This window comes from uncultured Aquincola sp., from assembly GCF_964001545.1.
Classification (GTDB): Bacteria; Pseudomonadota; Gammaproteobacteria; order Burkholderiales; family Burkholderiaceae_C; genus Aquincola.
The window spans coordinates 1-15465 of sequence record NZ_CAXFDV010000683.1 but is presented as its reverse complement, the minus strand read 5'-3'; the positions used below and the strand labels follow the sequence as shown (position 1 = coordinate 15465).

Below are 15465 nucleotides of genomic sequence, written 5' to 3'. Positions count from 1 at the left end.
GGCCGGTAGTGGTGGCAGGCGATCAGGCCCCACAGCCGACCCTCGTGCACCAGAGACACCACCAGCGTGGCCGTGACGCCCATGTTGCGCAGGTACTGCAGGTGCAGCGGCGACATGCTGCGCAGGTAGCTCATCGACATGTCCAGCTCCTGCCCGGTGGCCGGCAGCTGTCGCGGCACCAGGGGCGAAGCCGGCGCGTCCACGTCCACCAGCACCCGCACGCGGTTGCGCAGGTACAGGCTGCGCGCGCGCTGCGGGATGTCGGTGGCCGGGTAGTGGTGGCCCAGCAGCGATTCGAGCCGCGGGTCGCGCGCCTCCGCAATGATCTTGCCGTGCCCGTCGGGGTCGAACTGGTAGACCATCACCCGGTCGTAGCCGGTGAGTTCATGGATGCCCTGCACCGCCGCATCGGCCAGCGCGCCCAGGCTGGCGGCGGCCGACAGGCGCTGCACCGTGGCCGAGACGCAGGCCAGGGCCGTGGGCTCGTCGATGCCGGCGGTGTGGCGCTGGCTGGCAGCCAGCTGCACCGCTTCCACCTCCACCACCAGCAGGCCGCCGGCGGGCGGGCCGGGCACGCGGTGCAGGCTGCCTTCCAGCGCGCGCGGCATGCCATCGGCGGCGCTGGTGGCCTGCAGCGGCACCGGTTCATCCAGCGGCTGCGTGGCCAGCGCCGCCACCTCGGCGGCCAGGCTGCCGCCCAGCACCGACAGCGGCCGCTCCAGCAGCTGCCGCAGCGGCAGGCCCAGCACCTCGGCCACGTTGTCGCTGGCCTGCAGCACCAGGCCGTCGGCCGCGCGCAGCACCAGCAGGGCGCCATGCGGCTGCACCGAGCCGGCCAGGTGGATCAGCTCGCGCTCGCAGTTGCTGAGGTCGGCCTCGCCGAAGGCGGGTTGCTCGTTCACGGCGGCGGCACCCGCCCCAGCCGTTGCAGGCGCTGGCGCAGCTCGGCCGGCTCGATGCCCAGCTGCAGCGCGGCTTGGTCGTGGCGGCCACCGGCGGCGGCCAGCGCGGCATCGATGGCATGGCGTTCGGTGGCTTCGGTGGCCTCACGCAGCAGCGCGGGCAGCGGCAGCTGGCCCACACGCTGCGCGATGCGCTGCAGCGTGGCCATCAGGTCCAGCGGTGCCACCACGCGCGGCGTGGTGTCCAGTCGTTGCAGCACCAGGGCCACGCGTTCCTGGTCGCCATCGACCAGCAGCGAGGCCGACATCGCCACCCGCAGCGGCGAGCCCGCCGGGCCCAGCGTGGCCACCGGCTGCATGGCCATGCCCTGGCGGCGCACGTCCGACAGCAGCGCGGCCAGCTGCCGGTGCGGGTCGCCCAGCAGTTGCTGCACGGGCTGGCCCAGCAGCTGCGCCTCGCTGTCGGCGCCCACCCAGGCCAGCAGTGCGGCATCGGCCATCACCAGGCGGCCGGCGGCATCGGCCACCAGCACGGCGGTCTCGGCGCCGTCGGTCGTGGGGTCGGCCTCGGCCTGGCGTGCCCGCACCAGCCAGGGCGGCGGCAGGTCCTGGTCGGCCTGAGGCAGCGACGTGACCGCCACGTCCAGTGTGAGGGAGCCGCCGGCCTGCGGCAGCCGCAGCCGCACCTCGGTGGCATGGCGGTGGCCCGGTGCCAGCGCCAGCAGGTCGTGCAGCGGCGCCGGCAACGGCATGCCGGGTTCGCCGAACCAGCGGCGGGCGGCTTCGTTGGCGGCGATGGCGCGCAGCGCGGGCCCTTGCACCACCAGCACCGCATCGGTGGCCACCTGGGCCAGCAGCCGCTGGCGCGACTGGGCCTGCCGCAGCTGCCAGTAGTCGCGCTCCATCTCGCGCTGCGCCTCGACGAAGCGCTGCTGGATGGCGGCCACGGCCCGCAGGTCGCGGCCCACCGCCAGCAAGGGCCCTTCGGCGCCCAGCTGCAAGGCCGCGTAGCTGATCGGAATGAATTCGCCGTTGCCGCAGGCGTGGTTGACCTCGCGCCGGCGGGCCACGCCGTGGCTGCCGACTTCGGCCAGCAGGAGCTCGATCTTGCGGCGGGTGTCGCCGGTGGCGGTGTCGGCCCAGGGGCGGCCCACCCAGTGGCTGGCGCCCAGGCCCAGGGTGCTGTCGGCCGTGGCCACGTTGGTGACGATGCCGTCGCGGCCGATCACCAGGGCGATGTCGCTGGACAGGGAAACGAAGGCCGTGGCCAGTTCAGGGGCCAGGCCCGAGAGGGCGCTCAGGTCCGAAGGGTCGGGTGCGCTGGTGGTGGCCACGACATGCCTTTGCAGGTTCGCCCCCGAAAGGGCGCGACAACGCGGAAGACCTTAACACAGGGGTCGGGCGGCCCCGGCGACGGCGCTCAGGCCTCGTCGCTGGCGTCGTCGGCCTCGCCTTCGTTGGCCAGGGCCAGGGCACGGCGGCGCAGCCACAGCTGCGCACATTCGGCGGCCACGCCGGCCGCCAGCAGCATCAGCACGGTGGCCATCACTGCACCTCCTCGGCGCCCAGCTGGCGGCGGCCGCGTTCCACGATTTCCAGCCGCATGCGCTGCAGCACCGCGGCGCCGGCATAGGCGCCCAGCGCCACCAGCGTGAGCGCGGCCAGCAGGCCGGCGCCGGGCGGTGCCGCGCCTTCGGTGGCGCTGGGGCCGGCGCTCAGCCACACCGCGCCGGCAGCCAGCAGGCCTGCCAGCACCAGCACCGCCGCCCATCGGTCGGCGCGCCGGGTGTCGTGACACACCGCCTGCGCCAGCAGCACCAGCAGCGCAAAGGGCAGCAGCACCGGCGCCGGTGCGGCCAGTGCCGGCCACAGCGCCTCGGCGCCCAGGCCGGTGGCGGTGATGCCGCCGGGCACCAGCACCGTCTGCGCCAGCAGCGTCATCAGCAGCCACAGCAGGCTGCTGGGCGCGGCGGCCACCATCAGCACCGGTGCCAGGCGACCAACCCCGATGAGCGTGGCGGCTGCGGCAGCCGCCATCGCCACATAAAGGCCGGTGCCCAGCACCATCGCCGGCCCTTGCAGGCCATGGGCGGCCAGCTGCGCGCCTGCCTGTCCCGGGGTGCCGGCGGCCAGTACCAGCGCGGCGCCCAGGGCCACCGCCCCGGCGGTGAGGGCCAGCCAACCCAGCCAGCGCGCCAGGCGACCGGCGGCGGCATAAAAGCGCCAGGGCGCCACCATCTGCCGCAGGCCGCGCGCCGTCAGCAGCGGGCGGGCTCGGCGCTGCAGGCGCAGCGCGAAATGGGGATGCAGGTGCGACATGGCAGGCTCCTGTCGGGCTCAGGGTTGTCAGCAGTCTGGCAGCGTTGTAAATCAAAGTTGACACGAATACTATAAGACCATGTTGACAGCCCCCGCACCTGTTTTTGCCGCCCCGGCTGCGGCGGCGGTGCAGGCGCCCGCCGAGCGGCCCCGGCCGCATGCCGTGGTCATCGGCAGCGGCTTCGGCGGCCTGGCAGCGGCGGTGCGCCTGGGCGCCCGCGGCTGGCGGGTGACGGTGCTGGAAGCGCTGCCCGAGCCGGGCGGCCGCGCCCGGGTGCACCGGCAGGACGGCTTCACCTTTGATGCCGGGCCCACGGTGATCACCGCGCCCTTTCTGTTGGAAGAGCTGTGGGCGCTGTGCGGCCGCCGGCTGGCCGACGACGTGGACCTGCGGCCGGTGAGCCCCTTCTACCGCGTGCGCTTCGACGACGGAACTTTGTTCGACTACAGCGGCGACGTTGCGGCGATGGAAGCCGAAGTCGAGCGCCTGGCGCCGGGCGAGGTGCCCGGCTACCGCCGCTTCCTGGCGGCCAGCGAGGCCATCTTCAAGGTGGGCTTCGAGCAGCTGGCGCATGTGCCCTTCAGCCGCTGGACCGACATGGCCAAGGTGCTGCCCCAGCTGCTGCAGCTCGAAGGCTGGCGCACCGTCTACGGCCTGGCCTGCAAGCATGTGCAAAGCCCGAAGCTGCGCATGGTGCTCACCTTCCAGTCGCTGCTGGTGGGCGGCAACCCGTTCGCCACCACCTCGGTGTACTGCCTCATCGCCTTCCTGGAACGGCGCTGGGGCGTGCACTTTCCCATCGGCGGCACCGGGCGGCTGGTGCAGGGGCTGGTGGGCCTGATCGAAGGGCAGGGCAACGTGGTGCGCTGCGGCACGCCGGTGGCCGAGATCCTGGCCGAGCGCGGCGCCGCGGCCGGTGTGCGGTTGCAAAGCGGCGAGCGCATCGCGGCCGACATCGTGGTCAGCAATGCCGATTCGGCCACCACTTACCGGCGGCTGCTGCCCGGCGTGCAGCGCCGGCGCTGGACCGATGCGCGCATAGCCAAGGCACGCTATTCGATGAGCCTGTTCGTCTGGTACTTCGGCACCCGCCGCCAGTACCCCGATGTGGCGCACCACACCATCGCGCTGGGCCCGCGCTACCGCGGCCTGCTGGACGACATCTTCGAGCGCAAGCAGCTGGCGCGCGACTTCAGCCTCTACCTGCACCGGCCCACCGCCACCGACCCCTCGCTGGCGCCACCGGGCTGCGATGCGTTCTACGTGCTGTCGCCGGTGCCGCACCTGCAGTCGGGCACCGACTGGTCGCAACAGGCCGAGTTGTATAGACAAGCGGTGCAGGCCCGGCTGGAAGAAACGCTGCTGCCCGGCCTCGGCGTGGCGCTGTGCAGCTCACGCGTGACCACGCCGCAGCACTTCCAGGACGAGCTGGGCAGCTTCCGCGGCGCGGCCTTCGGGCTGGAGCCGGTGCTCACGCAAAGCGCCTGGTTCCGACCCCACAACCAGAGTGAAGAGCTGCGCCACCTGTACCTGGTGGGCGCCGGCACGCACCCGGGCGCGGGCTTGCCCGGTGTGCTGTCTTCTGCCCGCATCCTCGACACGGTGGTGCCCGATGCCCGAGCTTTCCATGCCCGTACCGCCTGACTCCGTCGCCGCCGACCTGGCGGCCTGCCGCCAGTTGCTGCGCCAGCATGCGCGCAGCTTCCATGCCGCTTCGCTGCTGCTGCCGCGGCGGGTGCGTGAGCCGGCCAGCGTGCTCTACGGCTTTTGCCGCCTGGCCGATGACGCGGTGGACGTGCACGGCGGCCGCGGCGATGCCATTGCGCTGCTGCGCCAGCGCCTGGACCGCGCCTATGCCGACCGGCCGTTGCCCACGGCCGCCGACCGCGCGCTGGCCTGGGTGCTGCAGGCCCACGCCATCCCACGTGCGCTGCCCGAGCAGCTGCTCGAAGGCCTGGCCTGGGACGCCGAAGGCCGCCGCTACGAGACGCTGGACGAGCTGCTGCACTACGCCGCCCGCGTGGCCGGCAGCGTGGGCGCGATGATGGCCGTGCTGATGGGCGCCCGCAGCCCGGCCGCGCTGGCCCGCGCCTGCGACCTGGGCGTGGCCATGCAGCTCACCAACATCGCCCGCGACGTGGGGGAAGACGCCCGCATGGGCCGGCTCTACCTGCCGCGGCAGTGGCTGCGCCAGGCGGGCATGGCGCCCGATGCCTGGCTGGCTGCACCCACCCACAGCGCCGCGCTGGCCGGCGTGGTGGAGCGCCTGCTGCAGGAGGCCGACGACTTGTATGGGCGGGCCGAAGCCGGCATCAACCTGCTGCCGGCCGATTGCCGCCCCGGCATCCGCGCCGCGGCCCGGCTGTATGCGGCCATCGGCCACCAGGTGCGCCGGCAGGGCTGCAATGCGGTGCAGCGCCGCGCCGCGGTGCCGCCGCTGCGCAAGGCCTGGCTGCTGGCCGGCGCGGCCTGGCCTGGACCCTGGCTGCGCGCACCGCGTCATGCCCAGGTGCTGCAGGTGCCGCCATTGCCCGCCACGCGCCCGCTGGTGGTCGCTGCCGTGCGCCCCGAGCCCCCGCCGGCACCGGTGCGCCGGGGCACCGACATCGTGCTCGACCTCTTCGAGCGCCTGGAACGGCGCGACCGCCAGCAGGGCGGCGCCGCGCTGGCGATGGCGCGCGGCACGGCCACGCCGGCCCGCACGCAACAGGCGGGTTGAAGCCATGGCGGTACTGGCCCTCGGACTCAACCACGGCAGCGCGCCGCTGGACGTGCGCGGCAAGTTCGCTTTTCCGGCCGAGGCGCTGGGCCAGGCCCTGCGCGGCCTGGGTGGCCTGCTGCAACGCGAACCGGCCGAAGCCACCATCCTGTCCACCTGCAACCGCACCGAGCTGTACATCGCCACGCCCGACGCGGCACCCGCCGTGGTGCCCGCGGTGCTGGACTGGCTGGCCGAGCGCGGCGGCATGCCGGCGGCGGCGCTGCAGGCCCACACCTATGTGCGTGAAGACTGCGACGCGGCGCGCCACGCCTTCCGGGTGGCCGCCGGGCTCGATTCCATGGTGCTGGGCGAGCCGCAGATCCTGGGCCAGCTCAAGCGCGCGGTGAAGGAGGCCGAAGCCGCCGGCGCGCTGGGCAGCACGCTGCACCAGCTGTTCCAGCGCAGCTTCTCGGTGGCCAAGGAAGTGCGCAGCTGCACCGAGATCGGCGCCCATTCGGTGAGCATGGCGGCAGCCGCGGTGCGGCTGGCCGAGCAGCTGTTCGAGCAGGTGGCCGACACCCGCGTGCTGTGCGTGGGCGCCGGCGAGATGATCGAGCGCGTGGCCACCCATTTCGCGGCGCGTGCGCCCAGGTCGCTGGTGCTGGCCAACCGCACGCTGGCCCGCGGCGAGGCACTGGCCGCCACGCTGGGCGGGCAGGCCATGGCCCTGGCCGACCTGCCCCAGCGGCTGGCCGAGTTCGACATCGTGGTGTCCTGCACCGCCAGCACGCTGCCCCTGATCGGGCTGGGCGCGGTGGAGCGTGCGCTCAAGACCCGGCGACGCCGCCCGATGCTGCTGCTGGACCTGGCCGTGCCGCGCGACATCGAGCCCGAAGTGGCCCGCCTGCCCGAGGTGTACCTCTACACGGTCGACGACCTGGCCGAGCGGGTGCAAGGTGCCGGCCAGCGCCGCCAGGCCGCGGTGGCGCAGGCCGAGCACATCATCGACGCCGGCGTGCAGCGCTTCGGCCGCTGGCTGGCGCAGCGCGGCGCCGTGCCCCTGATCTGCAGCCTGAACGACCAGGTGGACGCCTGGCGCGCGGCCGAGATCGCCCGCGCCCGCAAGCGGCTGGCCGGCGGCATGCCCATCGACCAGGTGTTCGAGGCCTTGTCGCAAGGCCTGGCCCGCAAGCTGATGCACGGCACCCTGGCCGAGCTGCATGCCGCCGGCGGCGACGCGCTGGCGCCCACGGTGCAGCGCCTCTTCCTGCGCGGCGGCGGGCCCGCCGCCTGAAGTGCTCCAGGCCGAGGGCAGCCCGCCGTGTCCCGCGACACGCTGATCCTCATCGAGCTGCTCCTGGTGCTGGGCGGCGTGATGGGCTGGGCCGTGTGGGAGCTGTGGCGCACGAAGCGTGCGTTGCGGCAGGACGAGGAGCGGCGGGCGCTTGCGCGCCGCGAGGGCGGGTCAGGCGAGTGAGTGGCGGAGTGGCGCCAAGCTCACCACCGCAACTGTTCGACCTCCAACCCCAGCGCGTCGGCCACCTTTGCCAGCGTGGCCTTGCGAGGCTGCTTGACCCGCTCCATCTGCGCATAGGCGGCCTGAGAGATGCCGATACGGCCCGCGACCTCCGCTTGGGTCAGGCCCAGGTGTTCGCGCCAGGCGGCCATCGCAGACACGCCTCGTTCAAACGACAAGTTCACCACTTCATTGGGAACGGTTCCCTGCGTGAAGCTGCCTTTCATGCGGCGGAAGTGCTCATAGGGCACGACCACGAAGGCCGGCTTGCCGTCTTGGCCGAAAATAATCTGGAACTCAGTACGTGCGTTCATCGCGCTTCCTGACCTCTTCAATGCTCACGATCCGTACTCCACCGTCGTAGTCGAAGAAGACTTCATAAGTATTCGATACGTATTGTCAAGGCAGGCCAGGTACGCGGGGTGTGCCCGGTCTGCGTCGCTCACCACCCCGCCCACCCCCGCGCCGCCAACGCCCAGGCACCGACGCACAGCGCGGCGGTGAAGCAGAGCGCCAACGCCGAGAACAGCCAGCCCAGCAGCACGGCCACGCCGTCGTGGAACACCAGGCCGATGCCCAGCAGCATCAGCGCCAGGGCCGGCAGCACGTTGCCGAAGGGAATGGGCAGCACGATGATGATGGCCATGGCTGCCACCAGCGCAGCCAGCAGCAGGCGCGGGTGGGCGGTGGCCAGGTGGCTGAGGCGCTGGCGCGAGAGGCGGCCGGCCAGGGCGTAGGTGGCGGCCAGCAGCCGCAGCACGCGGGCGGCCCAGCGGGGTGAAAGACGCAGGGCCCCCACGCGGGCCGGCAGCGTGAACGCCGCAGCCCGGCCGCCTGCAGGCGGTGTTTCTGCGGCGTGGAAGCCTCCCGCGCACCGGGCGGGCGCACCGGCGAGCGCGCCGGGCGTGCGCCACAGCGCCAGCGCCAGGGCCAGGATGCCCATGCCCACCACCGTGCCGGCGCCGGGCACCGGCAGCAGGCAGGGCACGGCCAGCAACAGCAGCAGGCTGCCGTGGGCGGCCGGCCCGTGCGCCTGGGCCAGCCATTGCAGCGAGACGCCTTCGTCCGTCAGCCCGGCGGCGGCGCGCAGCCGCGCGGCCAGGCCGGCGGGGTGGTGCGCGTCATCACCCGACCCGGGCGCTGCCGCCGGCGAGTCGTCGACCCGCATCAGCGCGGCCAGCCGGTGGCCGCAGGGTCGGTGGCCGCGGTGAAACTGCGCGGCTGCGCAGGCGGATGCTGGCGGCGTGCGCGGCGTTGCAGCGCCCGGATGCCCAGGTGCAGGGCCACGCCCACGCCCAGCAGCACCAGCGCACCGAAGGCCCACAGCAGCCACAGCAGCACCGTCACGCCGCCGGCGATGGCGGGCAGCAGGCCCACCAGGCCGTCGAACCAGGGCGCCAGGTCGGCCAGCGCGGCCGTCAGGCTGGCGGCCAGCTCGGGCGATATCCACGGGGTGAGCCAGCCGGGCAGGGTCAGCGCGGGCAGGGCGCCCGCGGTGCCGGCCTGCGCGGCCGACCAGGTGGCCAGTGCATCCACGGCCCACAAGCCGCCGGACCACAGCGCCAGCAGCGCCGCCACACTCAGCCAGACGATGGCGAAGAACATGCCGTACCTCCTTCTTGCAAGCTTGTCGAAGGGGCCGATTCTGCGGATCGGACACTTCGCTTCAAGCAGCAGGAGGCAGACGGTCGATCAGGTTTTTTCGAGGTGTGGCGCGCCGCTGCCCGCCAGCTTGAAGACGGCCACGGCCTGCACCAGTTCATGGGCCTGCATCTTCAGGCTTTCGGCCGCGGCGGCGCTTTGCTCCACCAGCGCGGCGTTCTGCTGCGTGCTCTGGTCCATGTGGCTGACGGCCTGGCCCACCTGGCGAACGCCGGCGCTCTGCGCCTCGCTGGCCGAGCTGATCTCGGCCACGATGCCGCTGACGCGCTGGATCGCGCTGACGATCTCGCCCATGGTCTTGCCGGCATCGTCCACCAGCACCGTGCCTTGCTCCACCTGCTCCACGCTGCGGTTGATCAGGGTCTTGATTTCCTTGGCTGCGCCGGCGCTGCGCTGGGCCAGGCTGCGCACCTCGCTGGCCACCACCGCAAAGCCACGGCCCTGCTCGCCGGCGCGGGCGGCTTCCACCGCCGCGTTCAAGGCCAGGATGTTGGTCTGGAAGGCGATGGCGTCGATGACGCCGATGATGTCGCCGATCTTGCGGCTGCTGTCGTTGATGCCCTGCATCGTGGTCACCACCCGGCCCACCACTTCGCCGCCTTGCACCGCCACGGCCGAGGCGCTGCGCGCCAGCTCGTTGGCCTGGGCCGCGCTGTCGGCGTTGTGGCGCACGGTGGTGCCCAGCTCGTCCATGGTGGCGGCGGTCTGCTGCAGGCTGCTGGCCTGCGTTTCGGTGCGCTGCGACAGGTCGAGGTTGCCGGTGGCGATCTGCACCGAGCCGGTGGCGATGGTGTCGGAGGCGGTGCGCACCTGGCCCACCACGCGGGCCAGGGCCTGCTGCATGCTGCCCAGCGAAGCCAGCACGCTGCCGGCCGGCGCCTGTGCCGCGCCGGGCACCGGGCTGAGGTCGCCGGCCGCCACGCGTTCGGCCGCCTGGCCCAGCTGCGCCGGCTCGGCGCCCAGCTGGCCGACGATGTTGCGCGAGATCACCGCGGCCAGCGCCACCCCCACCAGCAGCGACAAGCCCAGCGCCGTGAACATCACGGTACGAAAGCCCGCAGCTTCCTGCATGGCCACGGTGTTGAGCGCCTGCAGCCGGGCTTCTTCAAATTCGATCAGGCGGTTGATGGACGCCAGCCACTGCACGTATTGCGGCTTGGCGCGCGACCACAGCAGCGAGTGCGCGGTGGCCTGGTCGCCCTGGTTCACGGCGGCGGTCACGGCCTGGGTGCTGGCGGTGGCCTGGGCTTCGATGTCCTTGATCGCGCCGTACAGCTTCTGCAGTTCAGCGGCGTCGGCCGACTTGGCGATCAGCGCCTGCAGCGGCGCATCGGACTCGGCATAGAAGCGCGCCAGCTGCTCGATGGCTTCGGCTTCCTTGCGGCGCTGCTCGTCGGTGGTGGCCAGGGCGTAGTCGCGGATGGCGATGGCCCGGTCGTGGGCCGAGCCGCGGAAGTTGATGGCAAAGCGCTGGATGCGCGCATGCTCCTCGCCGTTGGCGCGCAGCGCGGATTCGATGGTGTGCACCTTCAGCATCGCGATGCCGGCCACGATGGCCAGGATGGCCAGGATGATGCCGAAGGCGAACTGCAGGCGCCGGCTGACGCTCAGCTTGGACAGGTACATGGGGCGGTCCCGGAAAGTCTTCACCACCCGCACGGGCGGGGCTACGGTGCTATCGGCCGCGAACCTGCGGACTTGAATCAGGCCGGGCCCGCCGGTCCATCGGCATGCACATGGCGGTTGCGGCCTTGCGCCTTGGCCCGGTACAGGGCCTCGTCGGCGCGCTGCAGCAGCCCCTGGATGTCGGTGGCGCCCTGTGCCATCGCCGAGCCGATGCTGATGCTGAGCCAGGCGCAGCAGTCGGACCTTTCATGCGGGATGCGCAGCGCCGCGATCGCCGCCGCGATCTTGCGGGCGACCCGGTGCACGCCCGCTGCGTCGATGTGCACCAGCACCACCACGAACTCTTCGCCGCCGAAGCGGGCGATGAGGTCGCTGCCGCGGGTGATGGTGCCGCGGATGCAGTCGGCCACCGACTTGATGGCGGCGTCGCCGGCCAGGTGGCCGTAGTGGTCGTTGAAGCGCTTGAAGTGGTCGATGTCGATCATCATCGCGCACACCGGGTGCTGCTCGCGCCGGGCGAAGTTGAGCTTGGCCGCGATCTCGCGTTCGAAGTAGCGCTTGTTGTGCAGGCCGGTGAGCGGGTCGGTCGTGGCCTCGGAGGCCAGCTGCAGATTGGCCGCGGCCAGCTGGTCGGTGATGGCATGCAGGCTGCTGAAGGCGCGGCCGGTCAGGTCGGCGATGTGTTCGTTGTAATCGCTGAGCAGGGTCGAGAGGTTGAGCTGGTGACGGTAGCGCCAAAGCAGCTCTTCAGCTTCTTGCGCCGACAGCTGGCCGGCCGCCTCGCCCCAGTTGCGCAATTGCGCCAGGCGATTCGCGGAGATGGCCGGATTGGCTTTCTTGAAGATCAATTTGATGACGGTGCATTGAAACGGCAATGCAGCATCGTTGGTCACGCTGTCGACTTCGGTATTGAAATACGCCATGTCGTCGAACAGGCAGAAGCCGCCGAAGAAGATGCCCCGCAGATAAGCCGGCGACAGCGGCATCACGTTCTCGACCCAGGCCAATCCTTGCGCTTCGTCGGTCAGCCGGTTGCGGCACCAGCCGATGTGTTCGCCCCGCACCACCGAGTTGTAGCCACCGCCCTTGTCGTTGCAGTACACCCAGTCCAGGCCGCTGCGGATCATGTGGCGGCCGGGGCCCTGCCGGTACCACAGCTCGATGAACCGCACGCCGGCCCAGAACAGGATGCTGTTCGAATGCGGCACCTGCTCTTCGATCAATCGGTTGAGCTGCACCAGGTGGTCGTACGGGTACCAGGCTTCGGCGCGAAGGCCATTGACGGGAAACGGTATCTGCTCGGTCGGCAGGATGTGCGTGGCGCCGAAGGATTGCAGCATGCCGATGAGAAAAGCCCCGGAAACTTCACCTGGCTGGGTGGCGACATTGTTCTTGTTCATGCGTCCGATCGGGCGGCAATGGCGGCCTCATTCTGGCCGCAGCATCGGCCTTTGCCAATTGCTTTGCCGCGCCAAAGCCCGCGGCTGCCGATGGGCTCATGCCCGCCGCGGCATCTTGAAAGGCAGCATGGCCTGCACCCAGCGCTGCGCAAAGCGCTGCAGCGACAGGCTCTCGTGCACCGCCCGCACGCGTTGGCCCAGCAGCGTGGTCTCGATCAACGAGCGGTTGTAGAAGGGGCCGTCCTCCATCGTCATCAGCAGCCGCGGATCGGCGCCGCGGGTGGGGCGGGCCACGCCCCAGCGGGCGGTGGGCAGGCGGCTTTCCGGCGGCGGGTCGAGCAGTTGCAGGCCGCCCGCGGCATCGATGGCCAGCGCCAGCGCCTGCTGGCTGCCGTCCTGCCGCTGCACGTCGTAGGTGATGGCGGTGTGGCCCTGGCCCAGCGCGGCGCGGCACCAGTGCCAGCGCGTGAAGTCGTCGGCCAGCGGGCGGCTGCCGGCATTGGCATCCAGGTAGCCGGTGCCTGCCCATTGCAGGCCCGGCTTGTCCAGCGACACCGACACCCGCGCGCTGGGTGCGATCGGTGTCCAGTGGTGGCGGCCGGCGTCGTCCAGCGGCAGGTCGATGGCGGTGAGGCTGCGCCCCTGCAGCTCGATGCGGCCACGCAGGCGGCTGGGCCAGGGCGCGGTGATCTCGTCGACGTCGATCACCAGCCGGTCGCCGTGCCATTGCAGCCGGCTGGGGCCGATGGCCAGGTGGTCGGCGCTGCGCTGCACATGGCGCCCGCCGCGTTCGGTCATCGCCCAGCGGTGGCCGCCCGTGCCGTACAACGCCAGGTTGACGGCGCAGTGCTCGGCCGCCGGTGCCTGGCCGCGGCGGCGCGCAGCCGCGTAGTACGGCGAAAACACGCTGCCAATGAAGGCGATGAGCGCCAGACCATGGCGGCCGTCGTCGCTCAGCGCATCGAGGTACCACCAGGCATAACCACCGGGTGCGGGCGCCGCATCGAAGCAAGGTCGGCCGTCACGCGCTGCGCTGCCAGCCGGCCCGAGAGCGCCGCCATCGGCACGCCCGGCCCCGGGTGCGTGCTGCCACCCGCCAGGTACAGGCCCGGCAGGCGGCTGGCCGCGCCACAGCGGCGGAACGACGCCTGCCACCCATGGCTGGCCGGCCCGTACAAGGCCCCGCCGGTGCCCGGGAACATCGCTTCGAAGTCGGTCGGCGTGGTGGTCACCATCGCCGATTCGGGCTTGAGCAGCAGGCCGCAGCGGGCCAGCCGTTGAAAGGTCGTCTGCCGGCATCGTTCGATCTCCTCGGGCCGCAGGGCCGGGTTGTCGCCATCGCCATCGGGCGGCGCATTGACCAGCAGCAGCAGGCGCTCGGGGCCGCCGTGCACGCTGCGGGCCTTGTCGCGGCGGTCTTGCGCACACAGGTAGGCCGTGGGCTCGCGCGGCAGCCGGCCGGCCTGCAGGTCGTTGAACTCGGCGCGGTAGTCGGCCGAGAAGAACACGTTGTGCCGCAGCAGCGGAAAGCCGCGGCAGCTGGCCACCGCATTCCAGGTGACGGCCGAGAGCGAGCGCTGCGGCCGGGTGGGAGCGCCCGCACCGGCCGCCTCGCGCACCGCCGGGCCCAGGTGGCCGGCGGCCAGCGCGCCCACGTCGCCGTTGAACACCACCGCGTCGGCGGCCAGGCGCTCGCCGCTGGAAAGGCGCACGCCGCAGGCGCGGCCGCCTTGCACCAGCACTTCCTGCACCGTGGCGCCGTAACGCAGCCGGGCGCCGGCGCGGGTGGCCAGCGCGGCCAGCACCTGCGCCAGGCGATGCATGCCGCCATCGACGTACCAGACGCCGCTGCGTTCCACATGGGCCACCAGCATCAGCGTGGCCGGCGCCAGCCAGGGCGATGAGCCGCAATAGGTGGCATAGCGGCCGAAGAGCTGTCGCAGCCGCTCGTCCTGGAAGTGGCCGGCCAGCGCACCCGCCAGGCTGCCGAAGGGCGAGATGCGCGCCAGCCCCGGCAGGCCCTGCCAGGCCACGCGGCCCACCAGGCCCAGCACGCCGGGGCGCTGGCGCTGCATGAAGGTGCCCTGCAGCGTGTCATGGATGCGGCGGGCGCGCAGGCAGAAGCGCCGGTAGCCGCGCGCTTCGGCCGCGCCGGCAAAGCGGCCGATGGCATCGACGCTGGCCTCGAAGTCGGCATGCAGGTCCAGGTGCTGCTCGGCATCCCAGGCATGGCGCGCCAGCACCGCAGCAGGCTCCAGGTGCAGGTGGTCGTCCAGCCGCTGGCCCAGCTGCTCGAACACCTCGTCGAACACCTGCCGCAGCGTGAACACCGTGGGGCCGGCATCCATCGGCTGGCCGCCGGCCAGCACCTCGCGCAGCTTGCCGCCGGGGCTGGCGGCTTTTTCCAGCAGCAGCACGTCGTGGCCCTGGGCGGCCAGCAGGGCGGCGCACACCAGCCCGCCGATGCCGGCACCGATCACCGTCACGCGGGTGGACATTGACGCTCCTGCTGCATGTGTCTATCCTAATTTACATATAGCGAAAGTTGTTGTGTCATTTATGAATGACATGCCGAACCGGCTGGGAGCGCCCGTGAACCCATCGCACCGCATCGAGGAGTTGCTGCTGGCCGCCTTGCAGGGGGCCGAGGGGCCCGGCCATCCACCCCGGCTGGCCGCCGCGGTGCGCCATGCGGTGCTGCCCGGCGGCGCCCGCGTGCGGCCCCGGCTGGTGCTGGCGGTGGCCGCCGCCTGCGGCGACGACGAACCGGCGCTGGCCGGCGCTGCCGCGGTGGCCATCGAACTGCTGCACTGCGCTTCGCTGGTGCACGACGACCTGCCGTGCTTCGACGACGCGCCGCTGCGCCGCGGCCTGCCCAGCGTGCACCGCGCCTTCGGCGAGCGGCTGGCGGTGCTGGCGGGTGATGCCTTGATCGTGCGGGCCTTCCAGGTGCTGGCCGAGGTGCGCTGCAGCCGGCCCACCCGCGTGCCGCCGGTGCTGGCCACGGTGGCGGCGGGCGTGGGCATGCCGGGCGGCATCTGCGCCGGCCAGGCCTGGGAATGCGAGCCGCAGGTGTCGCTGGCGCAGTACCAGCGGGCCAAGACGGGTGCGCTCTTCGGTGCTGCCACCGCGGCCGGTGCGCAGGCCGCGGGGGCCGAGCCGGCCGCCTGGCGCGCCTTCGGCGAATGCCTGGGCGAGGCCTATCAGGTGGCCGACGACGTGCGCGACGTGGCGGCCGACCCCGACCTGCTGGGCAAGCCCATCGGCCGCGACCTGGCCCTGGGCCGGCCCAGCGTGGCGCGGCGCGACGGCGTGGCCGGCGCCATCGGGCGCTTCCG

16 protein-coding genes and 1 pseudogene are annotated in these 15465 nt (G+C 72.3%); 5 read left to right on the top strand and 12 right to left on the bottom strand.

Going from position 1 to position 15465, the window contains the following annotated elements; translation table 11 throughout:
• The 4 genes from ABNT58_RS24025 to ABNT58_RS24010 all read right to left on the bottom strand — a co-directional run.
• The coding region (locus tag ABNT58_RS24025; protein WP_348755921.1) for a GAF domain-containing protein at positions 1–902 on the bottom strand (902 nt) is incomplete at its 3' end.
• On the bottom strand, positions 899–2236 hold the full coding sequence (locus tag ABNT58_RS24020; RefSeq protein ID WP_348755920.1) for a helix-turn-helix domain-containing protein: 1338 nt from the start codon (positions 2234–2236) through the stop codon (positions 899–901). The genes ABNT58_RS24025 and ABNT58_RS24020, both read right to left, overlap by 4 nt.
• Before the next feature lie 86 nt (positions 2237–2322).
• Positions 2323–2448 (bottom strand): hypothetical protein, encoded by a 126-nt coding sequence (locus ABNT58_RS24015; protein WP_348755919.1) that lies wholly within the window; start codon positions 2446–2448, stop codon positions 2323–2325.
• On the bottom strand, positions 2448–3221 hold the full coding sequence (locus ABNT58_RS24010; RefSeq protein WP_348755918.1) for a hypothetical protein: 774 nt from the start codon (positions 3219–3221) through the stop codon (positions 2448–2450). Before ABNT58_RS24010 ends, ABNT58_RS24015 begins: the two co-directional genes overlap by 1 nt.
• 79 nt (positions 3222–3300) lie before the next feature.
• Between ABNT58_RS24010 and ABNT58_RS24005 the strand changes: the two genes are divergently transcribed.
• From ABNT58_RS24005 to ABNT58_RS23990, 4 genes are read left to right on the top strand one after another with little or no spacing between them, the layout of a single operon-like run.
• Complete coding sequence (locus tag ABNT58_RS24005) at positions 3301–4866, top strand: phytoene desaturase (protein WP_348755917.1); 1566 nt, start codon at positions 3301–3303, stop codon at positions 4864–4866.
• Positions 4850–5941: a phytoene/squalene synthase family protein gene (locus tag ABNT58_RS24000; RefSeq protein ID WP_348755916.1), complete on the top strand. Its 1092-nt coding sequence runs from the start codon at positions 4850–4852 to the stop codon at positions 5939–5941. Before ABNT58_RS24005 ends, ABNT58_RS24000 begins: the two co-directional genes overlap by 17 nt.
• A 4-nt stretch (positions 5942–5945) precedes the next feature.
• A complete protein-coding gene (gene hemA / locus ABNT58_RS23995; RefSeq protein WP_348755915.1) occupies positions 5946–7217 on the top strand; it encodes a glutamyl-tRNA reductase in 1272 nt (423 codons plus the stop codon).
• A 27-nt stretch (positions 7218–7244) separates the two neighbouring features.
• Positions 7245–7400, top strand: a complete 156-nt coding sequence (locus ABNT58_RS23990) for a hypothetical protein (protein ID WP_348755914.1) — start codon at positions 7245–7247, stop codon at positions 7398–7400.
• A 20-nt stretch (positions 7401–7420) separates the two neighbouring features.
• On the opposite strand, the gene ABNT58_RS23985 is transcribed toward ABNT58_RS23990, so the two are convergent.
• The 8 genes and pseudogenes from ABNT58_RS23985 to crtD form a co-directional block, all read right to left on the bottom strand.
• Positions 7421–7753 carry a helix-turn-helix transcriptional regulator gene (locus ABNT58_RS23985; protein ID WP_348755913.1) on the bottom strand — a complete coding sequence of 111 codons (333 nt, stop codon included), beginning with the start codon at positions 7751–7753 and terminating at the stop codon, positions 7421–7423.
• Positions 7737–7820, bottom strand: a pseudogene (locus tag ABNT58_RS23980) (type II toxin-antitoxin system RelE/ParE family toxin); the annotation flags it as partial. The gene ABNT58_RS23985 and the pseudogene ABNT58_RS23980, both read right to left, overlap by 17 nt.
• A gap of 61 nt (positions 7821–7881) precedes the next feature.
• A complete protein-coding gene (locus ABNT58_RS23975; protein WP_348755912.1) occupies positions 7882–8607 on the bottom strand; it encodes an exopolysaccharide biosynthesis protein in 726 nt (241 codons plus the stop codon).
• Entirely contained in the window at positions 8607–9044 is a 438-nt protein-coding gene (locus tag ABNT58_RS23970) for a hypothetical protein (protein WP_348755911.1), read from the bottom strand. The genes ABNT58_RS23975 and ABNT58_RS23970 overlap by 1 nt, the downstream gene beginning before the upstream one ends.
• Positions 9045–9131: 87 nt before the next feature.
• Complete coding sequence (locus ABNT58_RS23965) at positions 9132–10727, bottom strand: methyl-accepting chemotaxis protein (protein ID WP_348755910.1); 1596 nt, start codon at positions 10725–10727, stop codon at positions 9132–9134.
• A gap of 77 nt (positions 10728–10804) precedes the next feature.
• A complete protein-coding gene (locus ABNT58_RS23960) occupies positions 10805–12127 on the bottom strand; it encodes a GGDEF domain-containing protein (protein ID WP_348755909.1) in 1323 nt (440 codons plus the stop codon).
• 96 nt (positions 12128–12223) lie between these two features.
• Entirely contained in the window at positions 12224–13033 is an 810-nt protein-coding gene (locus ABNT58_RS23955; protein WP_348755908.1) for a carotenoid 1,2-hydratase, read from the bottom strand.
• A 47-nt stretch (positions 13034–13080) separates the two neighbouring features.
• Entirely contained in the window at positions 13081–14625 is a 1545-nt protein-coding gene (gene crtD / locus ABNT58_RS23950) for a 1-hydroxycarotenoid 3,4-desaturase CrtD (RefSeq protein ID WP_348755907.1), read from the bottom strand.
• Positions 14626–14719: 94 nt separating this feature from the next.
• On the opposite strand from crtD, the gene ABNT58_RS23945 reads away from it, so the two are divergent.
• Positions 14720–15465, top strand: a 746-nt coding sequence (locus ABNT58_RS23945) for a polyprenyl synthetase family protein (RefSeq protein ID WP_348755906.1), incomplete at its 3' end; no start/stop codon positions are given.